This window comes from Aliamphritea hakodatensis, assembly GCF_024347195.1.
GTDB classification, from domain to species: Bacteria; Pseudomonadota; Gammaproteobacteria; order Pseudomonadales; family Balneatricaceae; genus Amphritea; species Amphritea hakodatensis.
Genome location: NZ_AP025281.1, coordinates 3,783,090 through 3,806,456 on the forward strand (window position 1 = coordinate 3,783,090; position 23,367 = coordinate 3,806,456).

Sequence of the window (23,367 nt, forward strand, 5' to 3'; positions counted from 1 at the left end):
AAGACCCCCAATGACCCTTCTGCTAGCATGGTTTTACGCATTTTTCTTGGAAGCCAAAACGATGAAAGAAGCAACAAGTACTACACCGCAGGAACAGTCCCGCGGAGAAGAAAGTTCTCAGTTTGCAGAGACCCGGGCGTTTCTGTTTTTAACCGGGGTTATCGCACCAGCGGTGGCCGTATCCGTTGTTGTCGGTTACGGATTCATTGTCTGGATTTCCCAGATCCTGACCGGACCTCCGGGAAGTTAACCCTATGGTCGATCTGAGCCGTCGGGCACTCTTCAGAGGTAGAGTGTCCAGAGATCAAGCCGGAAAGCCTCTTCGCCAGAACCTTCCCTGGATCAAGGATGAGCAGCTGTTCCTTGCCGACTGTCACCGCTGTGACGCCTGCATCAAACAGTGCGAAACCCAGATCATTACACGGGGTGACGGCGGTTTCCCGACAATCGATTTCAGCCGCGGCGAATGCACCTTTTGCTATCAGTGCGCCAGCGCCTGTGACCAGCCACTTTTCTGGCCGGAAACAGAACAGCCCTGGACACAAACCATAGAAATCGGTGCCAAGTGCCTGACCAACAGCGGCGTAGAATGCCGCAGCTGTGAAGACAGCTGTGAACCTTACGCCATCAGTTTCCGCCCACGGCGGGGCCAGGTCAGTCCCCCTCAGATCGACACCGACCAATGTAACGGCTGTGGCGCCTGCATCCGCACCTGCCCCGGCAATGCCATCACAATCAATCATGGAGTCCAGCTATGAACGCGCAACAGGATGATTCGTATCACGACGACAAGGACCTGCATATCGCCAGTCTGGTCGTCATGAGCCACCCCGATCATCTGCAACAGGTACAAGACAAGATTTGCAGTATCCCCGGAACGGAAATTCCTAACTCCACGCCAGAGGGAAAAATGGTCGTCGTGCTGGAAGCTGACGATCAGGCCCAGTTACTGGACCGGATCGATCACATCCAGGGATCAGATCACATTCTTTCAGCGTCACTGGTGTACCACCACATCGCGTGACACTGAATCGCAATACCGAATACCGCGGTTCGCCGCAAAGACAAGAGTGACCCGGTTCCCGCCAGACGGGACAGGGCCAAAAGAATAAACACAGGTAAACAAGAGAGGATCACCATGAAGGTATCCAGACGTGACTTTGTAAAAGCGCAGGCAGCATCTGCTGCAGCTGTTGCGGCCGGCATCAGCCTGCCCAGCCAGGCGACTAACCTCATCACTAAGTCTTCCGAGACTGAAGTGAAGTGGGATAAAGCGCCATGCCGTTTCTGCGGCACCGGCTGTTCAGTACTGGTCGGCACCCAGAACGGTAAAGTAGTAGCCACACAGGGCGATCCGGAAGCTCCGGTAAACCGTGGTCTGAACTGTATCAAGGGCTACTTCCTGTCAAAAATCATGTACGGCAAAGACCGTCTGAATACACCGCTGCTGCGGATGACTGACGGCCGCTACGACAAGAACGGCGAGTTCACCCCGATCAGTTGGGATCAGGCATTCGACATCATGGCGGAAAAATGGAAAGAATCCATCGCCAAGACCCGCAACTCTGAAGAAATGCCTGCCGTCGGTATGTTCGGTTCAGGGCAGTGGACTGTCATGGAAGGCTACGCGGCATCCAAGCTGATGAAGGCCGGCTTCCGTACTAACCACATCGACCCGAACGCCCGTCACTGCATGGCATCTGCTGTGGGTGGCTTCATGCGTACCTTCGGTATCGATGAACCTATGGGTTGCTACGACGATCTGGAACAGGCCGACGCATTCGTGCTGTGGGGCTCCAACATGGCGGAAATGCACCCGATCCTGTGGTCCCGTCTGACTGACCGTGCCCTGAGCGCTGATCACGTTAAAGTTGCTGTTCTGTCTACCTTCAAACACCGCAGTTTTGAACTGGCTGATAACCCGATCATCTTCACTCCACAGACTGATCTGGCGATCCTGAACTACATTGCGAACTACATCATCCAGAATGATGCAGTAAACAAAGACTTCGTTGAGAAGCACACCAACTTCCGTAAAGGTGTGACTGACATCGGCTACGGTCTGCGTCCGACTCACCCGCTGGAAAAAGCGGCCAAGAACCCGGGTAAAGGCGGTTCCGACCCGATCACGTTTGAAGAGTTCGCAGAATTCGTCAGCACTTACACTCTGGAATACACTTCCGAGCTGTCCGGTGTTCCGCAGAAGAACCTGGAAGAACTGGCCAAGCTGTATGCTGATCCGAACCGTAAGGTTGTGTCTTACTGGACTATGGGCTTCAACCAGCACACCCGCGGTGTATGGGCCAACAACCTGGTGTACAACATCCACCTGCTGACCGGTAAGATTTCTGAGCCGGGTAACGGTCCGTTCTCTCTGACCGGCCAGCCTTCTGCCTGCGGTACTGCCCGTGAAGTAGGTACCTTCGCACACCGTCTGCCAGCAGACATGGTTGTGAAGAAGAAGCCGCACCGTGATATCGCTGAGAAGATCTGGAAACTGCCTGAAGGCACCGTGCCTGCAAAAGTCGGTTACCACGCTGTCCTGCAGAACCGCATGCTGAAAGACGGCAAGCTGAACTGCTACTGGGTCATGTGTAACAACAACATGCAGGCAGCACCAAACATGAATGAAGAAGGCCTGCCAGGTTACCGCAACCCGGCTAACTTCATCGTGACATCTGACCCGTACCCAACGGTGACTGCACAGGCATCTGACCTGATTCTGCCAACGGCTATGTGGGTAGAGAAAGAAGGTGCATACGGTAACGCTGAACGCCGTACCCAGACCTGGTACCAGCAGGTACCGCCTGCAGACGGAGCTAAATCCGACCTGTGGCAGCTGGTTGAGTTCTCCAAGCGCTTCAAGGTTGAAGAAGTATGGCCTGATGCCCTGCTGGCAGCCATGCCTGAATACCGCGGCAAGACCCTGTACGACATCCTGTACAAGAACGGCCAGGTTGATAAATTCCCGCTGTCTGATCTGCCGGAAGGCCAGATCAACGATGAAGCTTACGACTTCGGTTTCTACGTACAGAAAGGTCTGTTCGAAGAATACGCAGAGTTCGGCCGTGGCCACGCCCACGATCTGGCACCTTACGACATGTACCACAAAGCCCGCGGTCTGCGCTGGCCGGTAGTTGACGGCAAAGAAACCCTGTGGCGTTTCCGTGAAGGTTACGACCCGTACGTGGAAGCCGGCAGCGAAGTACAGTTCTACGGTAAGAAGAAAGACAAGCGTGCGATCATCTTCGCCCTGCCTTACGAACCTGCTGCAGAATCTCCGGATGAAGAATACAACCTGTGGCTGTCCACTGGCCGGGTTCTGGAACACTGGCACACTGGCACCATGACCCGCCGGGTACCTGAGCTGTACCGGGCCTTCCCGGACAGCGTGGTATACATGCACCCGGAAGACGCCAAGAAGCGCAAACTGCGCCGTGGTGATGAAGTTCGGGTGGCCTCCCGCCGTGGCGAAATTACTACCCGGGTTGAAACCCGTGGCCGTAACCGTCCGCCGGAAGGTCTGGTATTCATGCCATTCTTCGATGCCAAGCAGTTAGTTAACCGTCTGACACTGGATGCAACTGATCCGCTGTCAAAAGAAACTGACTACAAGAAGTGCGCTGTGCGCATCGAGAAGGTTTAACGCCTGGCGCGTTAAGAATCTGATTAATGAAGCAGACCATGGACAAGCAGCGCCGCTCTGAATCATCCGCCAGCAAGGCACCGGCAAGACGTCAGTTTTTCACTGACGTCGCCCGCGGTGCCTCTGCTGCCGGCATGATTGGCCTGGGCCTTACCGCCTGGGCAAGCAGCGCAAAGCGCAGTGATCCTCAGGCAATCCGCCCACCCGGCGCATTGTCCGGCGATGACTTCCTGAATGCTTGTCTGCGGTGTGGTTTGTGCGTGGAAGACTGTCCTTACGACACCCTGAAGCTGGCAACTTTATTCGATCCGGCCCCCAGCGGTACCCCCTGGTTTGAAGCCAGAAAAGTACCCTGCGAGATGTGTGAAGATATTCCCTGTGTAGCCGCCTGCCCCAGTGGCGCGCTGGACCCTGCACTGAAGAATATCGACGACGCCCGCATGGGCACCGCGGTGCTGATCGATGAAAAGAACTGCCTGAACTTTCAGGGCCTGCGTTGCGATGTCTGCTACCGGGTATGCCCGTTAATTGACGAGGCCATTACTCTGGAGCGGCAGCGTAACAGTCGTACCGGCAAGCATGCGTTATTCATTCCGACCGTTCAGTCCGATGCCTGCACCGGCTGCGGTAAATGTGAAGAAGCCTGCGTACTGGATGAAACCGCTATAAAGGTCCTGCCACTGGAACTCGCCAGTGGCACCCTTGGCCAGCACTACCGGCTGGGCTGGGAAGAAAAGGCCCGCAATGGCGGCTCATTGGTACCGGAACAGTTAAAACTGGAAATCCGCAGACCGGAGAACAGCAATGCAAACTGAACGTCAGGCTAACAGCCGCGTCGGTGCTGAAGCGGCCGCAACACTGGGATGGTGGCACGCGCACCGTTTTCTGGTACTGCGCCGGTTCAGCCAGCTGAGCATTCTGGCCCTGTTTGCCGCCAGTTCTCTGTACGGACTGGATATCCTTAAAGGCAACCTCAGCAGCTCCACAGTGCTGAATACAGTGCCGTTAAGCGATCCGTTTGTACTCGCACAGCTCATCGCCAGTGGTCACTGGCCGGCAGAAACAGCGTTACTGGGCGGTGCAATCGTCCTGCTGTTCTACATGCTGGTCGGCGGGCGCAGTTACTGCAGCTGGGTGTGTCCGGTGAACATTGTCACCGACACAGCCAGCTGGTTACGCCGGCGTTTAGGTATCAGCAAAACAACCCGGATATCCAACAGCCTGCGCTACTGGCTACTGGGTTTATCCCTGCTGTTACCGGTAGCTGGCGGGCTGCTGATCTGGGAACTGGTGAATCCTGTATCCCTGTTACAGCGCGGACTGATCTTCGGTCTGGGCAGTGGCTGGGTACTGATTGCCATGATCTTTCTGCTGGACTTACTTATCAGCCAGCGGGCCTGGTGTAGCCACCTGTGTCCGATGGGCGCCTTCTACGGTCTGATAGGCAAGCTTAGCGTGATCCGGATCAATGCCCGGCACCGTGAACGCTGCGATGATTGCATGGACTGTTACAAAGTCTGCCCTGAACCTCAGATTCTGAAACCGGTATTAAAAGGCGCTGCCAATGGCGTCAGCCCGATTATTTTTGCCTCTGATTGTACAAATTGCAGCCGCTGCATCGATGTATGCGCTGAGTCTGTATTTGAAATCAATACCCGATTTACCACTGAGGTGGAGAACAAAAAATGAAAAACCTATTGCTACTATCTTTAATTGCCTTCCTGTCTGCCCCTGTTGTTGCTGATGAGTTTGGCGATCTGGGCGGTTCACTGCGCAGCCACGATCTGGAAAGCCAGTCAGCCACCGCAGAGCTGAAAAACTACCCGAAAGAGCATGACGGCCTGCAACTGGATTACGTTCAGCAGCCACCACTGATCCCGCACTCAATCCGCGGTTATCAGGTGAACAAGAACTCTAACAAGTGCTTAAGCTGCCACAGCTTCAAGAACTACAAAAAGTACGGCGCAACCAAGATCAGTATCACTCACTTCAAAAACCGTGACGGTGTAGAACTGACTGATGTATCCCCACGCCGCTACTTCTGCCAGCAGTGCCACGTTCCTCAGGTAGAGGCACCACCACTGGTTGAAAATACTTTTGAGCCTGCCGGCGCAGCCGGCGAGTAAGGAGCACAGCCATGCAGTTAATCAAATCGATTTGGCGCACCCTGACTCGCCCAGCCGTACACTATAGCCTGGGGTTCCTGACCATTGGTGGCTTTGTAGCCGGCATCATCTTCTGGGGTGGTTTTAACACCGCACTGGAAATGACCAACACCGAAGAGTTCTGTGTGTCCTGTCACGAAATGCGGAACAACGTGTTTGAAGAGTTGAAGCCAACCATTCACTACTCAAACCGTTCAGGCGTACGGGCCAGCTGCCCGGATTGTCACGTACCACATAACTGGACTGACAAGATCGCCCGGAAGATGCAGGCATCTAAAGAAGTGTGGGGCAAGATCTTCGGGACTATCAACACTCCGGAGAAATTTGAAGCTAAACGCCGTGAACTGGCCGAACACGAATGGACACGTCTGAAAGCGAATGACTCGCTGGAATGCCGTAACTGTCACGAGTTCGACAGCATGGACTTCACCCTGCAGGCCGGCCGGGCCGCCAAGCAGCACTCCACTGCGCTGGCATCCGGTGAAAAAACCTGTATTGACTGTCACAAAGGTATCGCTCACCAGCTGCCTGACATGACAGGTGTGGAAGGCTGGCACTAAGCCGGACAGCCACTGACACAATTGCCGCGCCCTGTTCAGAATCAGTGCGCGGCAATTTTCTTTTTGGTCACATAAGTTTCCTGAACTGCTCAAAGTTTCGGCACATTTGTCGTCACAGAGACTGTTTTTTATCAGGGTGTCGCAGATACACAAGCCGGTGGCTAAAAGAGATAAATTCCCCTGCCCTGAAAATGATTGACTACACCCATTGGAGTCGTCGCATTCTGTTCACGGGAGTAAACGCAGTTTTACTTAGTGCATATTGCCTGTAGCCATTGAAAAATTGCCTCAGGATATGCATTATATCGCTGCTTTTTGCTTTGGAGATTCTTGCTAAGACGCAACACATTAGAATGCTGCGCTTAACGACCCAATCATTCTGAATGATTACATACAAATACCGGCGCTCTCGCCAAAACGTGATTCTCTAACAGAGGTATAAAAGGTGAATACTGATATCGATATTGCTCGCGCAGCAAAAAAACAGCACATCAGCGAAATTGCTGCGAAACTGGAAATCCCAAACGAGCATATTAGCCCTTACGGCCACGATAAAGCCAAGGTTAACCTCGACTACATCGAAACTCTAAAGGATCGTCCAGACGGCAAACTGATCCTGGTTACTGCAATCAGCCCGACTCCGGCTGGTGAAGGTAAAACAACGACTACCGTTGGTCTGGGCGATGGCCTGAACCGTATCGGTAAAAAAGCCATCATGGCACTGCGTGAGCCTTCTCTGGGCCCATGTTTTGGTATGAAGGGCGGTGCTGCCGGCGGCGGTAAAGCTCAGGTAGTACCAATGGAAGATATCAACCTGCACTTCACCGGCGACTTCCACGCTATCGGTGCTGCACACAACCTGCTGGCTGCTCTGATCGATAACCACATTTACTGGGGTAACGATCTGGGTATCGACAGCCGTCGTATCGCGTACAAGCGTGTAATCGACATGAACGACCGCGCACTGCGTGAAATCGCTAACGGCCTGGGTGGCCCAGGTAACGGTTACTCCCGTACCGACGGTTTCGACATCACTGTTGCGTCTGAAATCATGGCTATCTTCTGCCTGGCATCTGACATGAACGATCTGCGTGAGCGTATCGGTAACATCATCGTTGCTGAAACCCGTGAACGTACTCCAATCCGTGCTAAGCAGCTGGATGCAGACGGCGCAATGGCGACTCTGCTGAAAGACGCACTGAACCCTAACCTGGTTCAGACGCTGGAAAACAACCCAGCATTCATCCACGGTGGCCCGTTCGCGAACATCGCACACGGCTGTAACTCTGTAATTGCAACTAAAGCGGCCCTGAAACTGGCTGACTACGTTGTAACTGAAGCAGGTTTCGGTGCTGACCTGGGTGCTGAGAAATTCTTCGACATCAAGTGCCGTAAAGCTGGCCTGAAGCCAGAAGCAGCTGTAATCGTTGCAACTGTACGTGCTCTGAAGATGCACGGCGGTGTTGCTAAAGACCAACTGACCGGCGAAAACGTTGAAGCTGTTCAGAAAGGTTGTGCAAACCTGGCACGTCACATCCAGAACGTTAAGAAGTTCGGTGTACCTGTTGTTGTTGCTATCAACCAGTTCATCCACGACACTGATGCAGAAATCGCTGCTGTTAAAGCTGCTGCTGCTGAAGAAGGCGTAGAAGCTATTCTGGCAAGCCACTGGGCGAACGGTTCTGAAGGTACTGAAGAACTGGCAACTAAAGTTGTTGAGATGATCGAAGGCGGTTCTGCGCAGTTCGCTCCTCTGTACCACCTGGACCTGCCACTGTTCGACAAGATCGAAACAATCGCTAAGAGCATCTACGGTGCTGGCGATGTAGCGGCTGACAAGACTGTCCGTGACCGTCTGCACCAGTTCGAAGAGCAAGGTTTCGGTAACCTGCCTGTATGTATGGCTAAGACCCAGTACAGCTTCTCTACTGACATGAACCTGCGTGGCGCGCCAAGCGATCACACAGTAACTGTTCGTGAAGTACGTCTGTCTGCCGGTGCTGAGTTCATCGTTGCAGTATGTGGTGACATCATGACCATGCCAGGTCTGCCACGCGTACCGGCTGCTAACAGCATCCACGTAGACGAAGATGGCCTGATCCAGGGTCTGTTCTAAGCTTTAGTAATTTATTACTAAATAAAAACGGCGCTTTTAGCGCCGTTTTTTTATGTCTGAAGCATGATAAACCAGGCATATGATGTCGGTGACATCATGGCAGCATTGGCCTGGTCTGCCACGCGTACCGGCTGCTAACAGCTTCCACGTAGACGAAGACGGCCTGATCCAGGGTCTGTTCTAAGCTTTAGTTAAAGCTTTGGCAACTTAGTTGCTAACGTCTAAAAATGGCTCCTTCGGGAGCCATTTTTTTATGTCTGAAGAAAAGCAAAAACCAGGCATATGATGTCGGTGACATCATGGCAGCATTGGCCTGGTCTGCCACGCGTACCGGCTGCTAACAGCATCCACGTTGACGAAGACGGCCTGATCCAGGGTCTGTTCTAAGCCTTAGTCATTTATGACTAAATGAAAACGGCGCTTTTAAGCGCCGTTTTTTATGCCTTACGAAAAGCGATAACCAGGCATATGATGTCAAAGAACGCCATCACGGCTCCAGTGGCCTGGTCTGCCACGCGTACCAGCTGCTAACAGCATCCACGTAGACGAAAACTGCAAGGTATAAATTAACAACTAATACAACTACCGAGGATTGCTCGGCAATTCACTCAGAAGAACATCTGACGGCTGAAAGATAAGTTATCCATCAGTGGATGATAAGAAAACAGCATATGTTCCATTATGAAACATATTGATACCGGCCTCATGAAAAATGCACCTGCTGGCAAAGCCCACTGAACGGATGATCAATGATAATACGCTGGTAGCATTAACGCTTATGATTGCCGAAAGTGCGCCGGCTCAGAAAGAATTGATGATTCGCCTGACAGAACACTTTATTGAGCTGTCTGATCAGCCAACGTTGACCCATTTCAGTTCCGACTGATCGCACAGCAGGTCGCGGAGGTTGGCCGGCGAGAAATGATAATAACCCTGCTGATAAAAGATCTGGTGCTCTTTCAGCTTCTCAACCTGCCAGCGTTTTTCCACCCCTTCCACAATCAGGTTCATGCCCAGCGCGCTGACCAGCTTATGGATACAGGTGACCGTTTCCACCCCTTTATCCAGCCGGGCAACGAATTCACGGTCCAGCTTGACCCATTTGGCAGGGATACTGTTGAGGTACGCCAGTGAAGAAAACCCGGTACCGAAATCATCGATTGCAAAGCTGAAGCCGTAGCCAATCAGTTGATCGATGGTCGATGAGTATTCTTTGGAATCAGGCATAATCACCCGTTCCGTCAGCTCCAGCACCACATCCTGAGGCAGCAGACCGGCAGAGTTAATCGCATATTCAAGATCACTGATCAGCCTGCCCTGCTGGATATGTAGCCCGGATACATTCAGCGACAGCAATACCTGTTTGCCAAAGCGCTGCCGTATTGAACGAAACTCCTGACAGGCCTGATAAAAGATCCAGCTGCTCAGTTCGCCAATCAATCCGCAGTGCTCGGCCACATCGATCAGTTCATCCGGGCTGACCTCAGCCAGTTCAGAGCCGGGCCAGCGCACCAGCGCTTCAACGATGACCACCCGGGAGTCATGCATATCGAACACCGGCTGGTAGCACATCTCAAACTCATCATTCAGCAGCGCTGCACCGATACGCTGGGAAATCTGGGTACGTCTTAATAATTGTTCGCGCATCCCCTGGCGGTACTGAATCCAGCAACGGCGGCCAGAGCCCTTGGCCATATACATCGCCGCATCCGCATCCGCCAGTAACAAATCAAGGTCTTCGTCATCACGGGGATAACTGGCCACCCCCACGCTGACCGACAGAACAACCGGCGGGATATCATCGGAAATCTTATATTGCCCGGAAAGACTCTGAACCAGCGCGGTGGCAAACACATCAAAGTAATCATCCACACAGGCTTCCGGTAAAATGACCACAAACTCATCACCACCGATACGGGCAATGTCTCCGTCATCACCGGTACAGCGTCTCAGACGGCTGGCAACCTGGCATAGCAGGCTGTCACCCACCGCATGACCAAAGCCATCGTTAATCGGTTTAAAGCCATCCAGGTCGATGTAATACACCGAGAATGGGGTCTGGGTGCTGTGTAAGCGCTGCATGCGCTGAAACAGCCCTTTACGGTTGAAAACACCGGTCAGCACATCATGCGTCGCCATTTGCTGTAATTCCAGCTCACGGCTTTTACGTTCATGAATATCCTGCAGGCTGACAACAAAATCTCCCTCGGTGGTTTCGCTCAGACGCACTTCAATACTGTGCCAGCGATTGCCATCGGCACACTGTAAACAGACATCTTGCTCATAATACTTATCTTTACCGGCCAGCTGACGGTCAATCTTTACCAGCTCATCGACAGGAATCAGATCAGCCAGATTGTGGATATCTGTCCCAAACTGCTGCCGGAAAGAAGGGTTCGAACTGATTAATTCGAACTGTTCACTGAACAGACAGATCATAATCGTGCCGCTGACCAGCGCGGCGATCTCTGCACGTTCAACATGCAGACCTTCCACCAGCATCGCCAGCCGGCCATCTTCGAGATGGATGCCGGAAAACTGACAGTAAACATCTTTAGCTTCGCCTTTTGGTGACAGTTGCCACCAGTGGCAGATACGTTTACCTAACGCGAAATCATCCAGATAATTAAGAAGTGTATGCTGTACAGCATCGGAGGTGCCTTCCTGGAAGTCCCGGGAAGTAAGTTCTTCAAGGTTGGGTGAGTGCCATAAAGTCAGTGCACTTTCATTCGCCCAGTGGATACGGTAATTATCGATATCGTATATCCAAACCGGCGTCTGAAGCTGATCAATATCTAGCATTGCTAATCCTTCAGTCTCACACAATTTTAAAATGAGGGTACTAAAGGTTTTAGACACCCAAAACACAAGTGTCCAATATAGCACGCCAAAGACCCAGAATGGTAAGTATATTTACTCAAAATGCGTGCCAGAAGCAAAAACTGATAGCCATTTGCAACCATAAATGGTATGCAAAACAATGGGGTTCTCTAAGCCATTTTTCGCTGCATCAGCGCCATCTCAACAAACTCCCTGATCCCCTGTTGCTGACTGCGGGTTTTCAGCCAGACCACATGCTCAGTGACATCCATTTCAGTACCTGCCACCGGTACCAGCGCATAGCGCGGATCCGGACGGATATCATCACTCAGCGCAAAGCCGACCCCCAGTTCCTGCACCACCGCATTACTGACATGTTCCGAAGTACTCATCATCATTTCAAAGCGGGGCTGTAAATGCTCACTGCTGAATATATTCCTGACATACTCCTGCGTGAATGAATTGTCTTTATAGGCAATCAGTGAATCACCGATCAGATCACGGGCAGTGACAGATTCAGCACCGGCATGCGGGTGCTTATGCGGCAGAATTGCCATCAGACCATGGCAGTGAAACGCCAGCCGCGACAAGCCGGCAGGCGGATTTGGCAAGGGAAACAGGCCAATATCCGCCTCCCGGTCAATGATCATTTGCCGGCACTCATGGGTGGTACCGGCAATTACCTGCACCCGGGCATTGGGATACTGTTTTTTAAAAGCGGCCATCAGTGGCATGAAAATCAGCGGCGAAGCAGTGGCCAGTTTCAGCCGGAAATTTTCAGTACGCTCTTCAGGCTCAAGCAGTGCAGCAACCGCCAGATCCAGATCCAGATACTGACAGCTCAGTTGATTCAGTTGCTTACCCAGCCGGGTCGGGCGCACTTCTTTACTGAACCGCTCAAGTAACGGAAACTCACAGCGCGATTCCAGTTTACGAATCTGCGCGGTAACCGCCGGCTGGCTGACCCCCAGCAGTTTAGCAGCCCGGGTAAAACTGCCGGCCCGTACTACCGCATTAAAAGTGCGGATTTCATTCAGGGTAATATCCATCAGCCTCTCATCTTTGAATACTTACAGCTACAGTGATCCGTAACGCGGTTAACGGATACCCGCCGCATCCGGCTTTTCAGACAACCGTCACCGCAGCAGCTTCCGTGACGGCACCGTTAATGGGCAGAGAGGCTGACTCAGGCACATCTGCCGACGCCTCCCGGCGCTCCAGCAAGGGTATCGACGAGATCAGTTGCCGGGTATACGGCTGCTGAGGATTCAGAAAAATATCCCGGACATTGCCCTGCTCCACCAGATCACCGTGTTTCATCACACAGACCCAGTCACACAGGTTGGCAATGACGCTCAGATCATGGGAAATGAACAGAATGGTCAGCCCCAGCTCATCACGCAACTCTTTCAACAGGGCCAGAATTTCCGCCTGAATAGATACATCCAGCGCCGCCACGGACTCATCCGCCACAATAAACTTCGGTTTGCAGACCAGTGCCCGGGCAATGCTGATCCGCTGCCGCTGACCGCCGGAAAAAGCATGGGGAAAACGCCGTAAATGGGTCACATCAATGTGACAGCGTTTAGCAATGGCGATGACCTTCTTATCGGTCTCTTCGCGGCTTTTGGTCAGTTTCATCGCCTCCAGAGGTTCCGCAATGATATCCCGCACCGTCATCCGCGGATTCAGCGAACTGTAAGGGTCCTGAAATACCAGTTGTGCAGTGCGGGCCAGGTCCTTTCGTTTCAGGGGCTTATGCGCGCCAAACTCAACCGGATGCTTCTTACGGTTATATTTAACACTGCCGCTGCTGACCGGCGCAGCCCCCAGCAAAGCTTTACCCAGCGAGGTTTTCCCGGAGCCGCTCTCACCGACCAGACCAATGATCTGCCCCTTGGGCAACTCCAGGGAGATATTATTCACCGCCGTAAAGCTTTCCTGCTGACGGGCGGCGCTGGCCACCTGATAGGTCACCGACAGATTTTCAACAGATACCATTGCTCTGGGGATTTTCGCCGGCGGTTCAGGCAGCTCATCAAGGTGTGGCAATGCATCCAGCAAACGTTTTGTATAGGCATGCTCAGGGGCAAACAGCACCCTGTCAGCCTCACCGGCTTCCACCACTTCCCCTTTCTTCATGACCGTCACCCTGTCGGCAATTTTTGAAATCACTCCCAGATCATGGGTAATAAACAGCATGCCCATGCCGTACTGCTCCCGCAGCTCCAGCATCAGCTCCAGTACCTGGGCCTGAATGGTCACATCCAGCGCGGTGGTTGGCTCATCGGCAATCAGCAATTTCGGTTTGGTGGATAACGCCATGGCAATCATCGCCCGCTGACGCATCCCCCCGGACAGTTCAAAAACGTACTGATCAAAACGTTTTTCCGGTTCCAGAATCCCCACCCGGTCAAACAGCTCAATGCCTGCCTTACGGGCTGCTTCACGGGAAACACCCAGATGAATCTGCATAGTCTGAATGATCTGATCACTGATGCGGATCGCCGGCGCAAAGCTGGCCATCGGCTCCTGAAAGATCATCGAGACGGCATCCCCCCGCACCAGCCGCATGTCTTTACCGCGTAGCTTCAGCACATTCACATCCTGCTGCTGATGGCGCAGATGAATTGAACTGCCCGGGTGAATAATTGCATTGCCGGGGATCAGCCGCATGATGGTCTTGGCGGTGACAGATTTACCGGAACCGCTCTCCCCTACTAAGCCCATCACCTCACCCGGTTTAATATCCAGACTGACGTTATTCACCGCCCGCACCCGGCCTTCATCGGTATTAAAGTCGATACTCAGATCACGGATTTCCAGCAGGTTGCCGGCATCGCTGTGCATTTTCATGTTACTTCTTCTCCGCATACGGATCTGCGGCATCACGTAACGCATCGCCGACAAATACAAAGGCCATAATCAGGGCAACGAATACCGCCACCGGGAAAAACTGCCAGATCATATTCTGCTGAATATCCGGATCCTGCGCTTTTTGCAGCAGTACCCCAAGGCTGTTTACCGGTTCCGTCAGCCCCAGCCCCAGAAAGCTCAGGCTGGTTTCCGCCAGAATGACGTACGGAAAGTTGATCAGGGTATCGACAATGATGTAGCTGCCAAAGCTCGGCACCAGATGCCGCCAGATGATCCGCCAGGTGCCGGAGCCGCACAGCTGCGCCGCCAGTACATAATCCTGATTACGCTCGGTCAGAATGTGAGTCCGCAGGCGCCGGCCCAGGGTGGCAAAATCCAGCATGCCGATGACCACCGCAATGGCGAAATACCGCTGCACGGACGTCAGATCAATCTGTGCCAGTGCCACCGCACAGGCGAGATAAATCGGAATCGGCGGAATCACCCGGACCGCTTCAGTGATGCTCATCATCACGGTATCCACCTTACCGCCAAAATAGCCGCTGACACCGCCGACTAACAGGGATGTAAACAGTTTCACGACTAAGGCCACAATGGCGATGCTGATGGTAATCCACACCGCATGCAGGGTGCGGCTGAAGACATCCTTGCCGTCTTCATCGGTGCCCATGAGGTGAACCTGACCATGCTCTACGCCGAACAAATGCCGGTCCCAGCGAATATCCAGATCCAGATCACCGACGCTCAGATCAATCAGGCTGTATTCCCAGCCCTTCACAAAAAACTGCAGATAACGGCGTTTGTCTTCATCCACCGTAAACTTATTCTGGCTGGATGAACTCAGCGCGCCGCTGGACGTCAGTGCATCCAGGGCATCCAACCCGCCACCGGCCAGCGCCTTGAGGTCAATTTTGGCTTTTTCTTTTGCATAGGTATAAGTAAAGGGGCGGAATGAAAAACCATTCTGATCCCAGAAATACACCGCCTGCGGTGCCCCCCGGCGATAGTCTTTATCCGCTCCGGCAATGGTCGGATCAACCGGCGCAAAGAAGCCGGCAAAAAAGCCCATGAATACCAGCGCCCCCAGAATCCAGGCCGCAACCATACCGGAGGTTTTGCGTTTAAAGCGGGCTTTGATCAGCGCCATCTGACCGGCGGTGTAATAGGCATCGTCCGCGGTCACGTTTTTTTTACGCCCGAACCGGGCCAGCATACTTCCGATTGCCATTTTCAGCTCCCCAGCACACTTTTGCGTACCCGCGGATCAATCGCCGCCAGTACCGCATCAGTCATAAAGTTCATGGAAATAACCACCAGCGCCACCAGAAATAAAATACCGGCGGCCAGCTCCTGATCATTGGTCTGTGCCAGCGCTTCGATCAGCAAAGCGGCCGCATCGGTCAGGCCGATCACCACTGCCACAATCGGCAGATCATTAAAGATGCGCTGGAAGTCGAAACCGACACTGTTAAACAGTGGGCTGATGGAATGACGTACCGGATAACCGGCCCACAGTGCCATACCATCTACGCCACGGGCACGGGCAGCATCCACATAGAGCTTGTTGGATTCATCCACCACCAGTGCCCGGACAGTCTGTAACTGCAGCGCCGTCGCCGACCAGCCGATGACAAAAATCGGTAACCAGATGTGCCCCAGAAAATCCTGCAGCTTGCCAAACTCAAAACCGTTATCACCAAACCAGGGCACGCTTTTCCATTCATCGGAAAACAGCCCGGTTGGCGTAGGCTCGCCGGCGAATACGTACAGCAGAATAATGCTCAGGGCTAACAGGAAGTTCGGCAGCGCCAGCCCCAGGTAGCTGATGATGCGCAGCTGTAAATCCAGCAATTTGTTAAAGCTCAGGCCAAGGGTGTTTACAAAACGCTCAGCTTTAGTGTGCTGAGGGTTGGTATCTTTCCAGTCTTTATTGATGGTAAACGCCGACAAAATGCCAAATGGCACAGCAATGATGTAGGCAAATACCAGACCGGCGATACAGAACATAAAGCTCATCCAGAAACGCTCACCTAAAGCCAGATTCACCGACTGACGTTTGGCACAGCTAAAGCCCAGATCCCCTTTCAGGGTCAGATCCGTTACCCAGCTTGCCCAGCGTACCGCCAGCGGCTGGTCCAGCCCCATCCGCGCCCGCTCGGCGTCAATGTCCGCCTGAGTAATGGTTTCACCCTGGGTATTCTTATAGGCGATGTACTTTTCAGCACAGTCACCCGGCAGCACTTCCATCAGGGAAAACACAATGCCGCTGACGATCAGCAGGGTGATCAGTGCCAGCACATAACGGTTAAATACATAATTAAAATACTGGCTGTTCCTGCCCCGCCAGTAGAGATATCCACCAACGCCCAGCAGGATCCACAGCAGCCAGGTATTGCCAATAAAATCTGCAATCACACGCACATCCTCAAAACCTGTTACCAGTGCCTTCTCAGCCATTCCCTGCGGGGAAAAAGCATTGATAACAGGCCTTCTTTTTATTGTTTGAAAAAAGAAAAAAACCAAAGAAGAAAAAAAGAGGCAGCACAACGCTGCCCCCTTTCTGCGCGCCCTTCCGTACAGTCAGGGGCGCCCGGATTATCAGTTCTGAGCCATACCTTCTGCACCCAGATACCACTGAGTAGCCAGATACGGATACATACGGTAGAACTCGTAAGAAGAGGTCTTCGGTACTTCGAAGTTGCCCAGTGAACGGCTGCGGTATACCGGCGAAACCGCCTTTACAGTGCCGATGATGTACAGGTCATCCACCACCCGCTCAGCGATTTCCATTCCCAGCGTATCGGAGGCTTCAGTACCGGCCTGCAGCGTCACGAAACGGTCGGTCAGTTGCTTCATTTCTGCAACCGTGGACGGCGGCTGTACACCTTCCGCGCCGTTGGTATCCCGGTGCTGTGCCCACAGCATACCGGTACGCAGGTCGAAGAAGCTGCCATACGGTGGTAGCAGGGTTTCAGTGTTGCTGGCCAGCGTTGCCAGCGGGCGGCCCATTACCCAGCTCAGGACACTCAGGTCGTTTGCGGTCTGGGAGTTGCGGTACTCATCAGAGGTCACTTCCTTGATGGTGGTTTTCACGCCCACTTCAGTCCAGTTGTTGGCAATGATTTCTACCAGCTCAGTCGGTGTGCCCTGAGTCGCATACTGGATGTTCAGTTCGAACTTCTTACCGGACGGCAGATCACGCAGGCCATCGTTGTTTTTATCCACAACACCGGCTTTGTCCAGCAATTCAGCGGCCATTTTCGGATCGTACTGGGTGAAACGGGTCTTCAGATCTTCCGTAATGAACGGTGTAGTATCCGCATCGAAACCGGTGTACTGAGTCGGTTTACCCAGGCCAAAGTAAGCAATTTCGTTAATCTGATCACGGTTCATCGCTACCGACATGGCCCGGCGGAAGTTCACATCATTGAACACCGCACGCTTTTCTTCGTCTTTATCCGTCAGGTTAAAGGCGATGGTGGTTTGCGCAATGGTCGGGCGAAGGGCAATTTCATACTTACCCTGATCCTTGTTTTCCAGCAGTACCGGTGCCTGTGGCAGGTTAACCGCCTGCGCCTTGTAATCCACTTCACCGGCAATCAGCTTGGCGGTCTGGATATCTTCATCACCGATAAACACTTCGCGGATTTCGTTGATGTACGGCAGCTGGTTACCGGCGGTATCCACCTGGAAGAAATACGGGTTAGCCACCAGACGGCGACCTTCCAGCGACTCTTCTACCACCAGATAGGATTCCAGGCTCGGTGCGATAGCTGTCAGACCGGCCGCCACCAGACGGTCAGAAGCCGATTTATCTTTCAGCAGTGGGGTCGGCACATCTTTCCAGTCAGACTGACCGTAGTAGAAGTTAATGACCGCATAACCGTTCTCGAAGCCCAGTTCTTCAGCTTTCTTGTCGGCATCCTTATTCAGTTCCGGGTGGAACTGTGCCAGCAGGTGCTTCGGCTGGAATGGCTGGGCGTAATCCTGAGCAAAGTTATCCAGGAAACCCGGGGTGGATTCGTTCATGGTGAACTGCACCGTGGTGTCATTCAGTACTTCAACCTTTACCGGCTTACCGGCCGACAGGAAACGGTCTTTAGGTTTTTCGATTACATTACTGTTCATCAGCAGATCGTTGTACCAGAAGGCGACATCTGCAGCGGTGAACGGCGCACCGTCAGACCACTTGTGACCGTCACGCAGGCTTACTTTCAGCACGGTAAAGTCCGCATTCCATTCCCAGGACTTAGCCACGTTAGGCACCACAGTCGCCAGATCATCGCTGAAACGCACCAGGTTAACGTGGCGCACCGACAGCAGGTCTGAAGTACCGGATTCCGTCGCCTTGGAAATACCGTCCAGCACACCGCCGTAAATACCGATCTGCTGATAAGGGGCTACCACTAAAGGCTCTGTCGGAATACGTTTAGCCAGTGGCATCAATGCCGGGTTACCGGCGATACGGGCGTTCAGCGCTTTGATGGCCGGGTTCTCTGCAAAGCTCAGCTTGCAGCCCTGCTGTGCTTCATATTCAGCACGCTCAAAAATATGCGGGTATTTACCGCCGGCATCCGGACCGGTCACAGCCGGGCAGCTCGCCAACACATTGCTTGCCATCAGCGCGGTTGCGCCTGCGATTAACAACTTATTCATCATTCAGTTCCTGCTAAAAAATTAGTGAAAATTCAAATCAGACCGGCGCTGCACAGGCAGGTGCCGGCCAGCGAATCAGTTGCCAGCCACGGGAAAGTGCCAGCTCACTGAGTGACTGATCAGGATTGGTCGCAACCGGATGCTCCACCAGCTCAAGGAGCGGCAGATCATTCATTGAGTCGCTGTAGAAATACGCACCGTCCATGGACTCTCCCTGTTCTTCCAGCCAGGCCTTCAGCCGGATAATCTTGCCTTCCCTAAAACTGGGTACACCGGAAACTTCACCGCTGTAGCCCGTATCGGCTCCCTCTGTTGCAGGGGTTTCTTCCAGCTCGATGGCCAGGACATCCTCAACCCCCAACTCCTTAGCAATGGCCCTGACGATAAACGCCGCCGTTGCAGAAATAATCACCAAACGCTTACCCTGCGCCCGGCACGCCGCCAGCAGTTCGCGGGCATCCGTATATACCCGGGGTGCCAGATATTCTTTGATGAACACCGGCATCAGAGCATCAACCTGCTGGGTACTCAGATGCGCTAACGGCGCTAACTGAAAACGCACGTAGTCACGCATATCCAGCGTGCCGGCGCTGTACTGTTCGGAAAACGCCCGGTCGCCGGCCACAAAGTCATCACCGGCAAAACCGTGATCAACCAGAAAACGACAGAACAGTGAGGCGCTGTCTCCCGCTACCAGAGTTTCATCCAGATCAAAAATCGCTAACGCCATGCTCAGTTCACTCCTGAAAAATCAGCATGTAAGAAATCTTTAGGGAAGGCCTTACCGTGGCCCTGAATACCCAGCAGCTGACACACCGCGCCACAGAGTTCTAACTGCTGTGGCCGGGCTTCAGCGTGATGGGAAAAGCCCTGCCCCATCACATACAGCGGCACCATACGTTCTTCAGGCAAAATGCCACCGTGGCTGAAATCGTTATTCATGCCATGATCAGAAGTCACCAGTACCTGATAACCGGCCGCCAGCCAGTCCGGTAAATATTCCGACAGCGCCATATCTGCATGCCGGGCAGTGTTACGGTATTTCGTGCTGTCCCAGCCGGCTTTATGCCCGGCATCATCAATGTTCATGGGGTGAACCAGCAGAAAATCCGGATCATGCTGCCGGCGCAGTGCCTCGGCATCAGCGAACAGATGATCGTCGGGATAATGATCCTGGTGATAAAAAGTGCCGTACTGAATCGCCAGTTCAGGATCAGCTGTATGGCGATCCCGTTTGGCACTGAAAGGCGCACGGTTATAAAGTTCGCTGAACCAGTGATAGGCTGCAGCGGCGGTGGTTAATCCCGCAGCACGGGCCAGGCTGAAAACACTCTGCTGAGTCGAAAGACGGCACACCGCGTTGTGCACAATGCCGCTGTTAACCGGCGCAACGCCGGTCAGAATGGCTTCATACAGCGGCCGGGACATAGAAGGTAATTCGCACTGCAGCTTATACAGTGTCGCCTGCCCCTGCTCACGCAGCGCCTGCAGGAAGCCCATACACTGCTCGCCAACCCCGTACTCAAGGCCGTCCAGCACCACCAGAATCACTTTTTGTGACATATACACCAACTCAGACATTAACCGGGCAACACCTGCGCCACAGCATCACGCTGCAAACAGGTCCTGCTTAAACTGCATTCAGGTTAATTTGTGAATGTGTAACTTATGCGACAGGATTGGGTATTTTTCGTGACATTTTTATGGCACGGCTTGTCTCGATAATCTTTGCTTATGCGCTGTCATTAAAACATCAGGAAGCAGCCGGTTGTCCGCTGACAAACAGGCATAAAAAATGCCGCGAATGCGGCACTTCAGAAGGCGGGTAAAATCAGGCGGCTACGCCTGAACCGGAAAAGCGACTGAACAGTTTCATGCCACCGGCCAGTATCAGCCCCAGCACCAGCCCCATCAGGCCGGCGGTGACTGAAGGGGCAAACAGCGCCACATAAATACTGATATCCGCCCCCAGGCGCTGCACATGATGCACCCATTCGGCTAACAGCGGGATACCGTGAACAATGATGCCACCGCCCACCAGGAACATGGCAAGCGTGCCGACTATGGTCAGGGTGCGCATCAGCCTGGGCGCAAACGCCAGCAGCCCCCGGCCAACGCTGCGCTTAACCGCAGCAAACGCCCCTTCTGCTTTGTCTTTCAGCAGGTACAGCCCGGCATCATCCAGCTTAACGATAATCGCCACCAGCCCGTACACAAACACGGTAATCAGCACCGCCAATACAGAAATCACCAGCGACTGCATGGCGAAGCTGGCATCCTGAACCGTGCCCAGTGCGATCGCAATAATCTCGGCAGAAAGAATAAAGTCGGTTCGAATCGCCCCTTTTATCTTATCTTTTTCCAGCTGTTCAAAGTCCGTATCCTGCTGCGCCAGCAAAGCCTCAACCTTGTCATCATCGGTCTGTTTCGAGGACTTACTGAACATATGCAGCACTTTCTCGGCGCCTTCAAAACATAAAAAAGCACCGCCCAGCATCAGCAACGGGGTAATCAGCCAGGGAATAAACGCACTGATCGCCAGCGCCGCCGGCACCAGTATCAGCTTATTCAGCAGAGAGCCTTTGGCCACGGCAAGCACTACAGGAATCTCCCGCTCAGCTTTAACCCCCGCCACCTGTTCGGCGTTCACTGCGAGATCGTCCCCCAGCACCCCGGCGGTCTTTTTCGCTGCGACCTTGGTCAGTATTGCCACGTCATCAAGTACGGCGGCGATATCATCAAGAAGTGTTAATAAACTTCCGGCTGCCATCTGTATATTCCCTTTTCCGTTTAAAGCCAGATTCTCACAATCACCGCTTACCCTACAGGCGATGATCGTGGAAAGACATCATTAGCGACAGGATACCCAGGCGGATGAAACGCAGCTGAATGTTCCGCGGTATCAGGCCGGTATTTTGATACAGCCCCGGCTCACATACCTATTCACGGCCGGGGACTCCCAGCTCTCCGGTTGAGGAAATCTGCAGATGGCGTTCCATTAAACTGGCCGCCCAGTGCCGGTCTCCCTGCTGAATACAATTGATAATATCCAGATGTTCCTGACAGGATTTCTGCATCCGCTCCGGATAAAGCACCGCGCCTGATTCAGTAAACCGCCGCATCCGGTTTTGCTGGCGCAGAATTTCAGCAAAAAACCGGTTGCCGGAAAAGTCCGCCAGCATCTGATGAAATTCTGCATTCACAGTCAGCAACATGTGCGGGGCAATCTCAAAGACCAGACCGTCAACCAGACGGTGATGCAGCTCTGCACAGGCACCCAGTCTGGCACTGTCGACAGTAAAACTCTCACTGCGCAGGCCCACCGGTTCTATCAGTTGCCGCAGTTCATAACTTTCCCGGTTACTGCCACTGCTATCGATGAGCGTTGTAAAATTCCAGCCCTTCCCCTGTGACGGTTGCAACATGCCTTCACTGGCTAACTGCGCCAGTACCTTACTCAGCAAGGCCTTGGTCACATCATAACGGCGCAGTAAATCAGCTTCTGTCACATGGTTCGGTAACAGCCCCTGCACCCGGTCCTGCCCGATCCTGACATACAGCGCATCAAGAGGCGGCTGGGGTAACTCCAGTTCCAGGCGATATAAATCTTCACTGTCACAGTCCAGCAAATAACCACCTGATGATCTCGGTGTGACCACCTTGAAATGTTCTAACAGCTTAAGCGCTGCGCGCACCGGTGAACGGGATACCCCTAACTGCTCCGCCAGATCCCGCTCGGTTAAATGACTTTTGCGCTCCAGGCCACTGCGCTTTAGCAGTTCAATGATCTGATGGCTGAGCTCCGCCTGTAGCGGGTTCACTTTACGCACCGGTACCGGACTGCCGTCTTCGTTATCTTTCCCGTCTGTCATCCATCATCACCCTAAAAAAATCAAATACCTGCGGCAGGATTTCAAAGCCATTATGGCCAACCCCGTTAATGCGATCAAATTGCAGCTGTTCCAGTACCGGCCTCCAGTTGTCATACAGACTCTGTGCCCGGACAACCCGGTTCTCACCGGCGGCATTGGCACCCACTGCCCAGTAACGGGATGCCTCAGTCAGGGTAATTTCGGAGCTATCCAGATCCTCTTCCCCCACCAGAATCTGAACCGGCACTTCAGATATCGCTGCCAGGTCCATCTGGGTGCCGAAAACCGAGGCTATATCCCTGGTCCCTACCCACCAGTCAGCATCATTCATCAGCGTAACCAGCCCCGGCGCGCCAACGGACAACGCAGCCAGCCGGTGCGGCCACACATACAAAAAACGGTTAGCAAACTGCCCGCCACCGGAAAAACCATGAAGATAAAATTTCTCCGTCTGTACGGGATATTTCCCGGCAACCTCATCCACCATTGATAACAGGATCTGATCGTAGCGGATGCCATTATCCAAAAGAAACTTATACCCGCCGGTATCCTCAGGGGTAGGGATACCAACTGGAAAAAGCGGACAAAGTACAAGCATATTCTGCTCATCCGCAAACTCACGGCACAGGTCACGATACATCTCTGCGGTACGCCG

21 protein-coding genes are annotated in these 23,367 nt (G+C 53.3%); 10 read left to right on the plus strand and 11 right to left on the minus strand.

Annotation, left to right across the window (positions count from 1 at the left end; all coding sequences use genetic code 11):
• The first annotated feature begins 61 nt into the window (after nt 1-61).
• From PCI15_RS17295 to PCI15_RS17340, 10 genes are all read left to right on the plus strand, one after another.
• Complete coding sequence (locus PCI15_RS17295) at nt 62-250, plus strand: nitrate reductase (protein ID WP_271271179.1); 189 nt, start codon at nt 62-64, stop codon at nt 248-250.
• A 4-nt stretch (nt 251-254) separates the two neighbouring features.
• On the plus strand, nt 255-758 hold the full coding sequence (gene napF, locus PCI15_RS17300; RefSeq protein ID WP_271271180.1) for a ferredoxin-type protein NapF: 504 nt from the start codon (nt 255-257) through the stop codon (nt 756-758).
• Complete coding sequence (locus PCI15_RS17305; RefSeq protein ID WP_271271181.1) at nt 755-1,024, plus strand: chaperone NapD; 270 nt, start codon at nt 755-757, stop codon at nt 1,022-1,024. The genes napF and PCI15_RS17305 overlap by 4 nt, the downstream gene beginning before the upstream one ends.
• A 114-nt stretch (nt 1,025-1,138) precedes the next feature.
• Complete coding sequence (gene napA, locus PCI15_RS17310; protein ID WP_271271182.1) at nt 1,139-3,646, plus strand: nitrate reductase catalytic subunit NapA; 2,508 nt, start codon at nt 1,139-1,141, stop codon at nt 3,644-3,646.
• 26 nt (nt 3,647-3,672) lie between these two features.
• Nucleotides 3,673-4,461, plus strand: a complete 789-nt coding sequence (napG, locus tag PCI15_RS17315; protein ID WP_271271183.1) for a ferredoxin-type protein NapG — start codon at nt 3,673-3,675, stop codon at nt 4,459-4,461.
• Nucleotides 4,451-5,335: a quinol dehydrogenase ferredoxin subunit NapH gene (gene napH / locus PCI15_RS17320; RefSeq protein WP_271271184.1), complete on the plus strand. Its 885-nt coding sequence runs from the start codon at nt 4,451-4,453 to the stop codon at nt 5,333-5,335. Before napG ends, napH begins: the two co-directional genes overlap by 11 nt.
• The gene (locus PCI15_RS17325; protein WP_271271185.1) at nt 5,332-5,772 is read left to right on the plus strand and encodes a nitrate reductase cytochrome c-type subunit; all 441 of its coding nucleotides are present in this window, start codon (nt 5,332-5,334) and stop codon (nt 5,770-5,772) included. The genes napH and PCI15_RS17325 overlap by 4 nt, the downstream gene beginning before the upstream one ends.
• A gap of 11 nt (nt 5,773-5,783) precedes the next feature.
• Nucleotides 5,784-6,371, plus strand: a complete 588-nt coding sequence (locus PCI15_RS17330) for a cytochrome c3 family protein (RefSeq protein WP_271271186.1) — start codon at nt 5,784-5,786, stop codon at nt 6,369-6,371.
• 445 nt (nt 6,372-6,816) lie between these two features.
• On the plus strand, nt 6,817-8,487 hold the full coding sequence (locus PCI15_RS17335) for a formate--tetrahydrofolate ligase (protein WP_271271187.1): 1,671 nt from the start codon (nt 6,817-6,819) through the stop codon (nt 8,485-8,487).
• Nucleotides 8,488-9,199: 712 nt separating this feature from the next.
• The gene (locus tag PCI15_RS17340; RefSeq protein ID WP_271271188.1) at nt 9,200-9,373 is read left to right on the plus strand and encodes a hypothetical protein; all 174 of its coding nucleotides are present in this window, start codon (nt 9,200-9,202) and stop codon (nt 9,371-9,373) included.
• On the opposite strand, the gene PCI15_RS17345 is transcribed toward PCI15_RS17340, so the two are convergent.
• The 11 genes from PCI15_RS17345 to PCI15_RS17395 all read right to left on the minus strand — a co-directional run bounded on the left by PCI15_RS17345 (nt 9,340) and on the right by PCI15_RS17395 (nt 23,352).
• Entirely contained in the window at nt 9,340-11,289 is a 1,950-nt protein-coding gene (locus tag PCI15_RS17345; protein WP_271271189.1) for a putative bifunctional diguanylate cyclase/phosphodiesterase, read from the minus strand. The two genes, PCI15_RS17340 and PCI15_RS17345, sit on opposite strands and share 34 nt — an antisense overlap.
• 188 nt (nt 11,290-11,477) lie before the next feature.
• Nucleotides 11,478-12,356 carry a LysR family transcriptional regulator gene (locus tag PCI15_RS17350; protein WP_271271190.1) on the minus strand — a complete coding sequence of 293 codons (879 nt, stop codon included), beginning with the start codon at nt 12,354-12,356 and terminating at the stop codon, nt 11,478-11,480.
• 76 nt (nt 12,357-12,432) lie between these two features.
• Nucleotides 12,433-14,163, minus strand: a complete 1,731-nt coding sequence (locus tag PCI15_RS17355) for a dipeptide ABC transporter ATP-binding protein (RefSeq protein ID WP_271271191.1) — start codon at nt 14,161-14,163, stop codon at nt 12,433-12,435.
• Between the two features lies 1 nt (nt 14,164).
• Entirely contained in the window at nt 14,165-15,412 is a 1,248-nt protein-coding gene (locus PCI15_RS17360; RefSeq protein WP_271271192.1) for an ABC transporter permease, read from the minus strand.
• Between the two features lie 2 nt (nt 15,413-15,414).
• A complete protein-coding gene (locus PCI15_RS17365) occupies nt 15,415-16,641 on the minus strand; it encodes an ABC transporter permease (RefSeq protein WP_271271193.1) in 1,227 nt (408 codons plus the stop codon).
• 141 nt (nt 16,642-16,782) lie between these two features.
• Nucleotides 16,783-18,840, minus strand: a complete 2,058-nt coding sequence (locus tag PCI15_RS17370; protein WP_271271194.1) for an ABC transporter substrate-binding protein — start codon at nt 18,838-18,840, stop codon at nt 16,783-16,785.
• Between the two features lie 37 nt (nt 18,841-18,877).
• Complete coding sequence (locus PCI15_RS17375) at nt 18,878-19,570, minus strand: HAD family hydrolase (RefSeq protein ID WP_271271195.1); 693 nt, start codon at nt 19,568-19,570, stop codon at nt 18,878-18,880.
• A gap of 2 nt (nt 19,571-19,572) precedes the next feature.
• Nucleotides 19,573-20,421: an alkaline phosphatase family protein gene (locus PCI15_RS17380; RefSeq protein ID WP_271271196.1), complete on the minus strand. Its 849-nt coding sequence runs from the start codon at nt 20,419-20,421 to the stop codon at nt 19,573-19,575.
• Between the two features lie 250 nt (nt 20,422-20,671).
• On the minus strand, nt 20,672-21,610 hold the full coding sequence (locus tag PCI15_RS17385) for a DUF808 domain-containing protein (protein WP_271271197.1): 939 nt from the start codon (nt 21,608-21,610) through the stop codon (nt 20,672-20,674).
• A gap of 169 nt (nt 21,611-21,779) precedes the next feature.
• Complete coding sequence (locus PCI15_RS17390) at nt 21,780-22,712, minus strand: GntR family transcriptional regulator (protein ID WP_271271198.1); 933 nt, start codon at nt 22,710-22,712, stop codon at nt 21,780-21,782.
• The gene (locus PCI15_RS17395) at nt 22,693-23,352 is read right to left on the minus strand and encodes an alpha/beta hydrolase family protein (protein ID WP_271271199.1); all 660 of its coding nucleotides are present in this window, start codon (nt 23,350-23,352) and stop codon (nt 22,693-22,695) included. Before PCI15_RS17395 ends, PCI15_RS17390 begins: the two co-directional genes overlap by 20 nt.
• Between the last annotated feature and the right edge of the window lie 15 nt (nt 23,353-23,367).

Coding starts and splice junctions, on each gene's coding strand:
- PCI15_RS17295 (WP_271271179.1), top strand. CDS start 62: ATGAAAGAAGCAACAAGTACTACACCGCAGGAACAGTCCCGCGGAGAA.
- napF (WP_271271180.1), top strand. CDS start 255: ATGGTCGATCTGAGCCGTCGGGCACTCTTCAGAGGTAGAGTGTCCAGA.
- PCI15_RS17305 (WP_271271181.1), top strand. CDS start 755: ATGAACGCGCAACAGGATGATTCGTATCACGACGACAAGGACCTGCAT.
- napA (WP_271271182.1), top strand. CDS start 1,139: ATGAAGGTATCCAGACGTGACTTTGTAAAAGCGCAGGCAGCATCTGCT.
- napG (WP_271271183.1), top strand. CDS start 3,673: ATGAAGCAGACCATGGACAAGCAGCGCCGCTCTGAATCATCCGCCAGC.
- napH (WP_271271184.1), top strand. CDS start 4,451: ATGCAAACTGAACGTCAGGCTAACAGCCGCGTCGGTGCTGAAGCGGCC.
- PCI15_RS17325 (WP_271271185.1), top strand. CDS start 5,332: ATGAAAAACCTATTGCTACTATCTTTAATTGCCTTCCTGTCTGCCCCT.
- PCI15_RS17330 (WP_271271186.1), top strand. CDS start 5,784: ATGCAGTTAATCAAATCGATTTGGCGCACCCTGACTCGCCCAGCCGTA.
- PCI15_RS17340 (WP_271271188.1), top strand. CDS start 9,200: ATGCACCTGCTGGCAAAGCCCACTGAACGGATGATCAATGATAATACG.
- PCI15_RS17345 (WP_271271189.1), bottom strand. CDS start 11,289: ATGCTAGATATTGATCAGCTTCAGACGCCGGTTTGGATATACGATATC.
- PCI15_RS17350 (WP_271271190.1), bottom strand. CDS start 12,356: ATGGATATTACCCTGAATGAAATCCGCACTTTTAATGCGGTAGTACGG.
- PCI15_RS17355 (WP_271271191.1), bottom strand. CDS start 14,163: ATGAAAATGCACAGCGATGCCGGCAACCTGCTGGAAATCCGTGATCTG.
- PCI15_RS17360 (WP_271271192.1), bottom strand. CDS start 15,412: ATGGCAATCGGAAGTATGCTGGCCCGGTTCGGGCGTAAAAAAAACGTG.
- PCI15_RS17365 (WP_271271193.1), bottom strand. CDS start 16,641: ATGGCTGAGAAGGCACTGGTAACAGGTTTTGAGGATGTGCGTGTGATT.
- PCI15_RS17370 (WP_271271194.1), bottom strand. CDS start 18,840: ATGAATAAGTTGTTAATCGCAGGCGCAACCGCGCTGATGGCAAGCAAT.
- PCI15_RS17375 (WP_271271195.1), bottom strand. CDS start 19,570: ATGGCGTTAGCGATTTTTGATCTGGATGAAACTCTGGTAGCGGGAGAC.
- PCI15_RS17380 (WP_271271196.1), bottom strand. CDS start 20,421: ATGTCTGAGTTGGTGTATATGTCACAAAAAGTGATTCTGGTGGTGCTG.
- PCI15_RS17385 (WP_271271197.1), bottom strand. CDS start 21,610: ATGGCAGCCGGAAGTTTATTAACACTTCTTGATGATATCGCCGCCGTA.
- PCI15_RS17390 (WP_271271198.1), bottom strand. CDS start 22,712: ATGACAGACGGGAAAGATAACGAAGACGGCAGTCCGGTACCGGTGCGT.
- PCI15_RS17395 (WP_271271199.1), bottom strand. CDS start 23,352: ATGTATCGTGACCTGTGCCGTGAGTTTGCGGATGAGCAGAATATGCTT.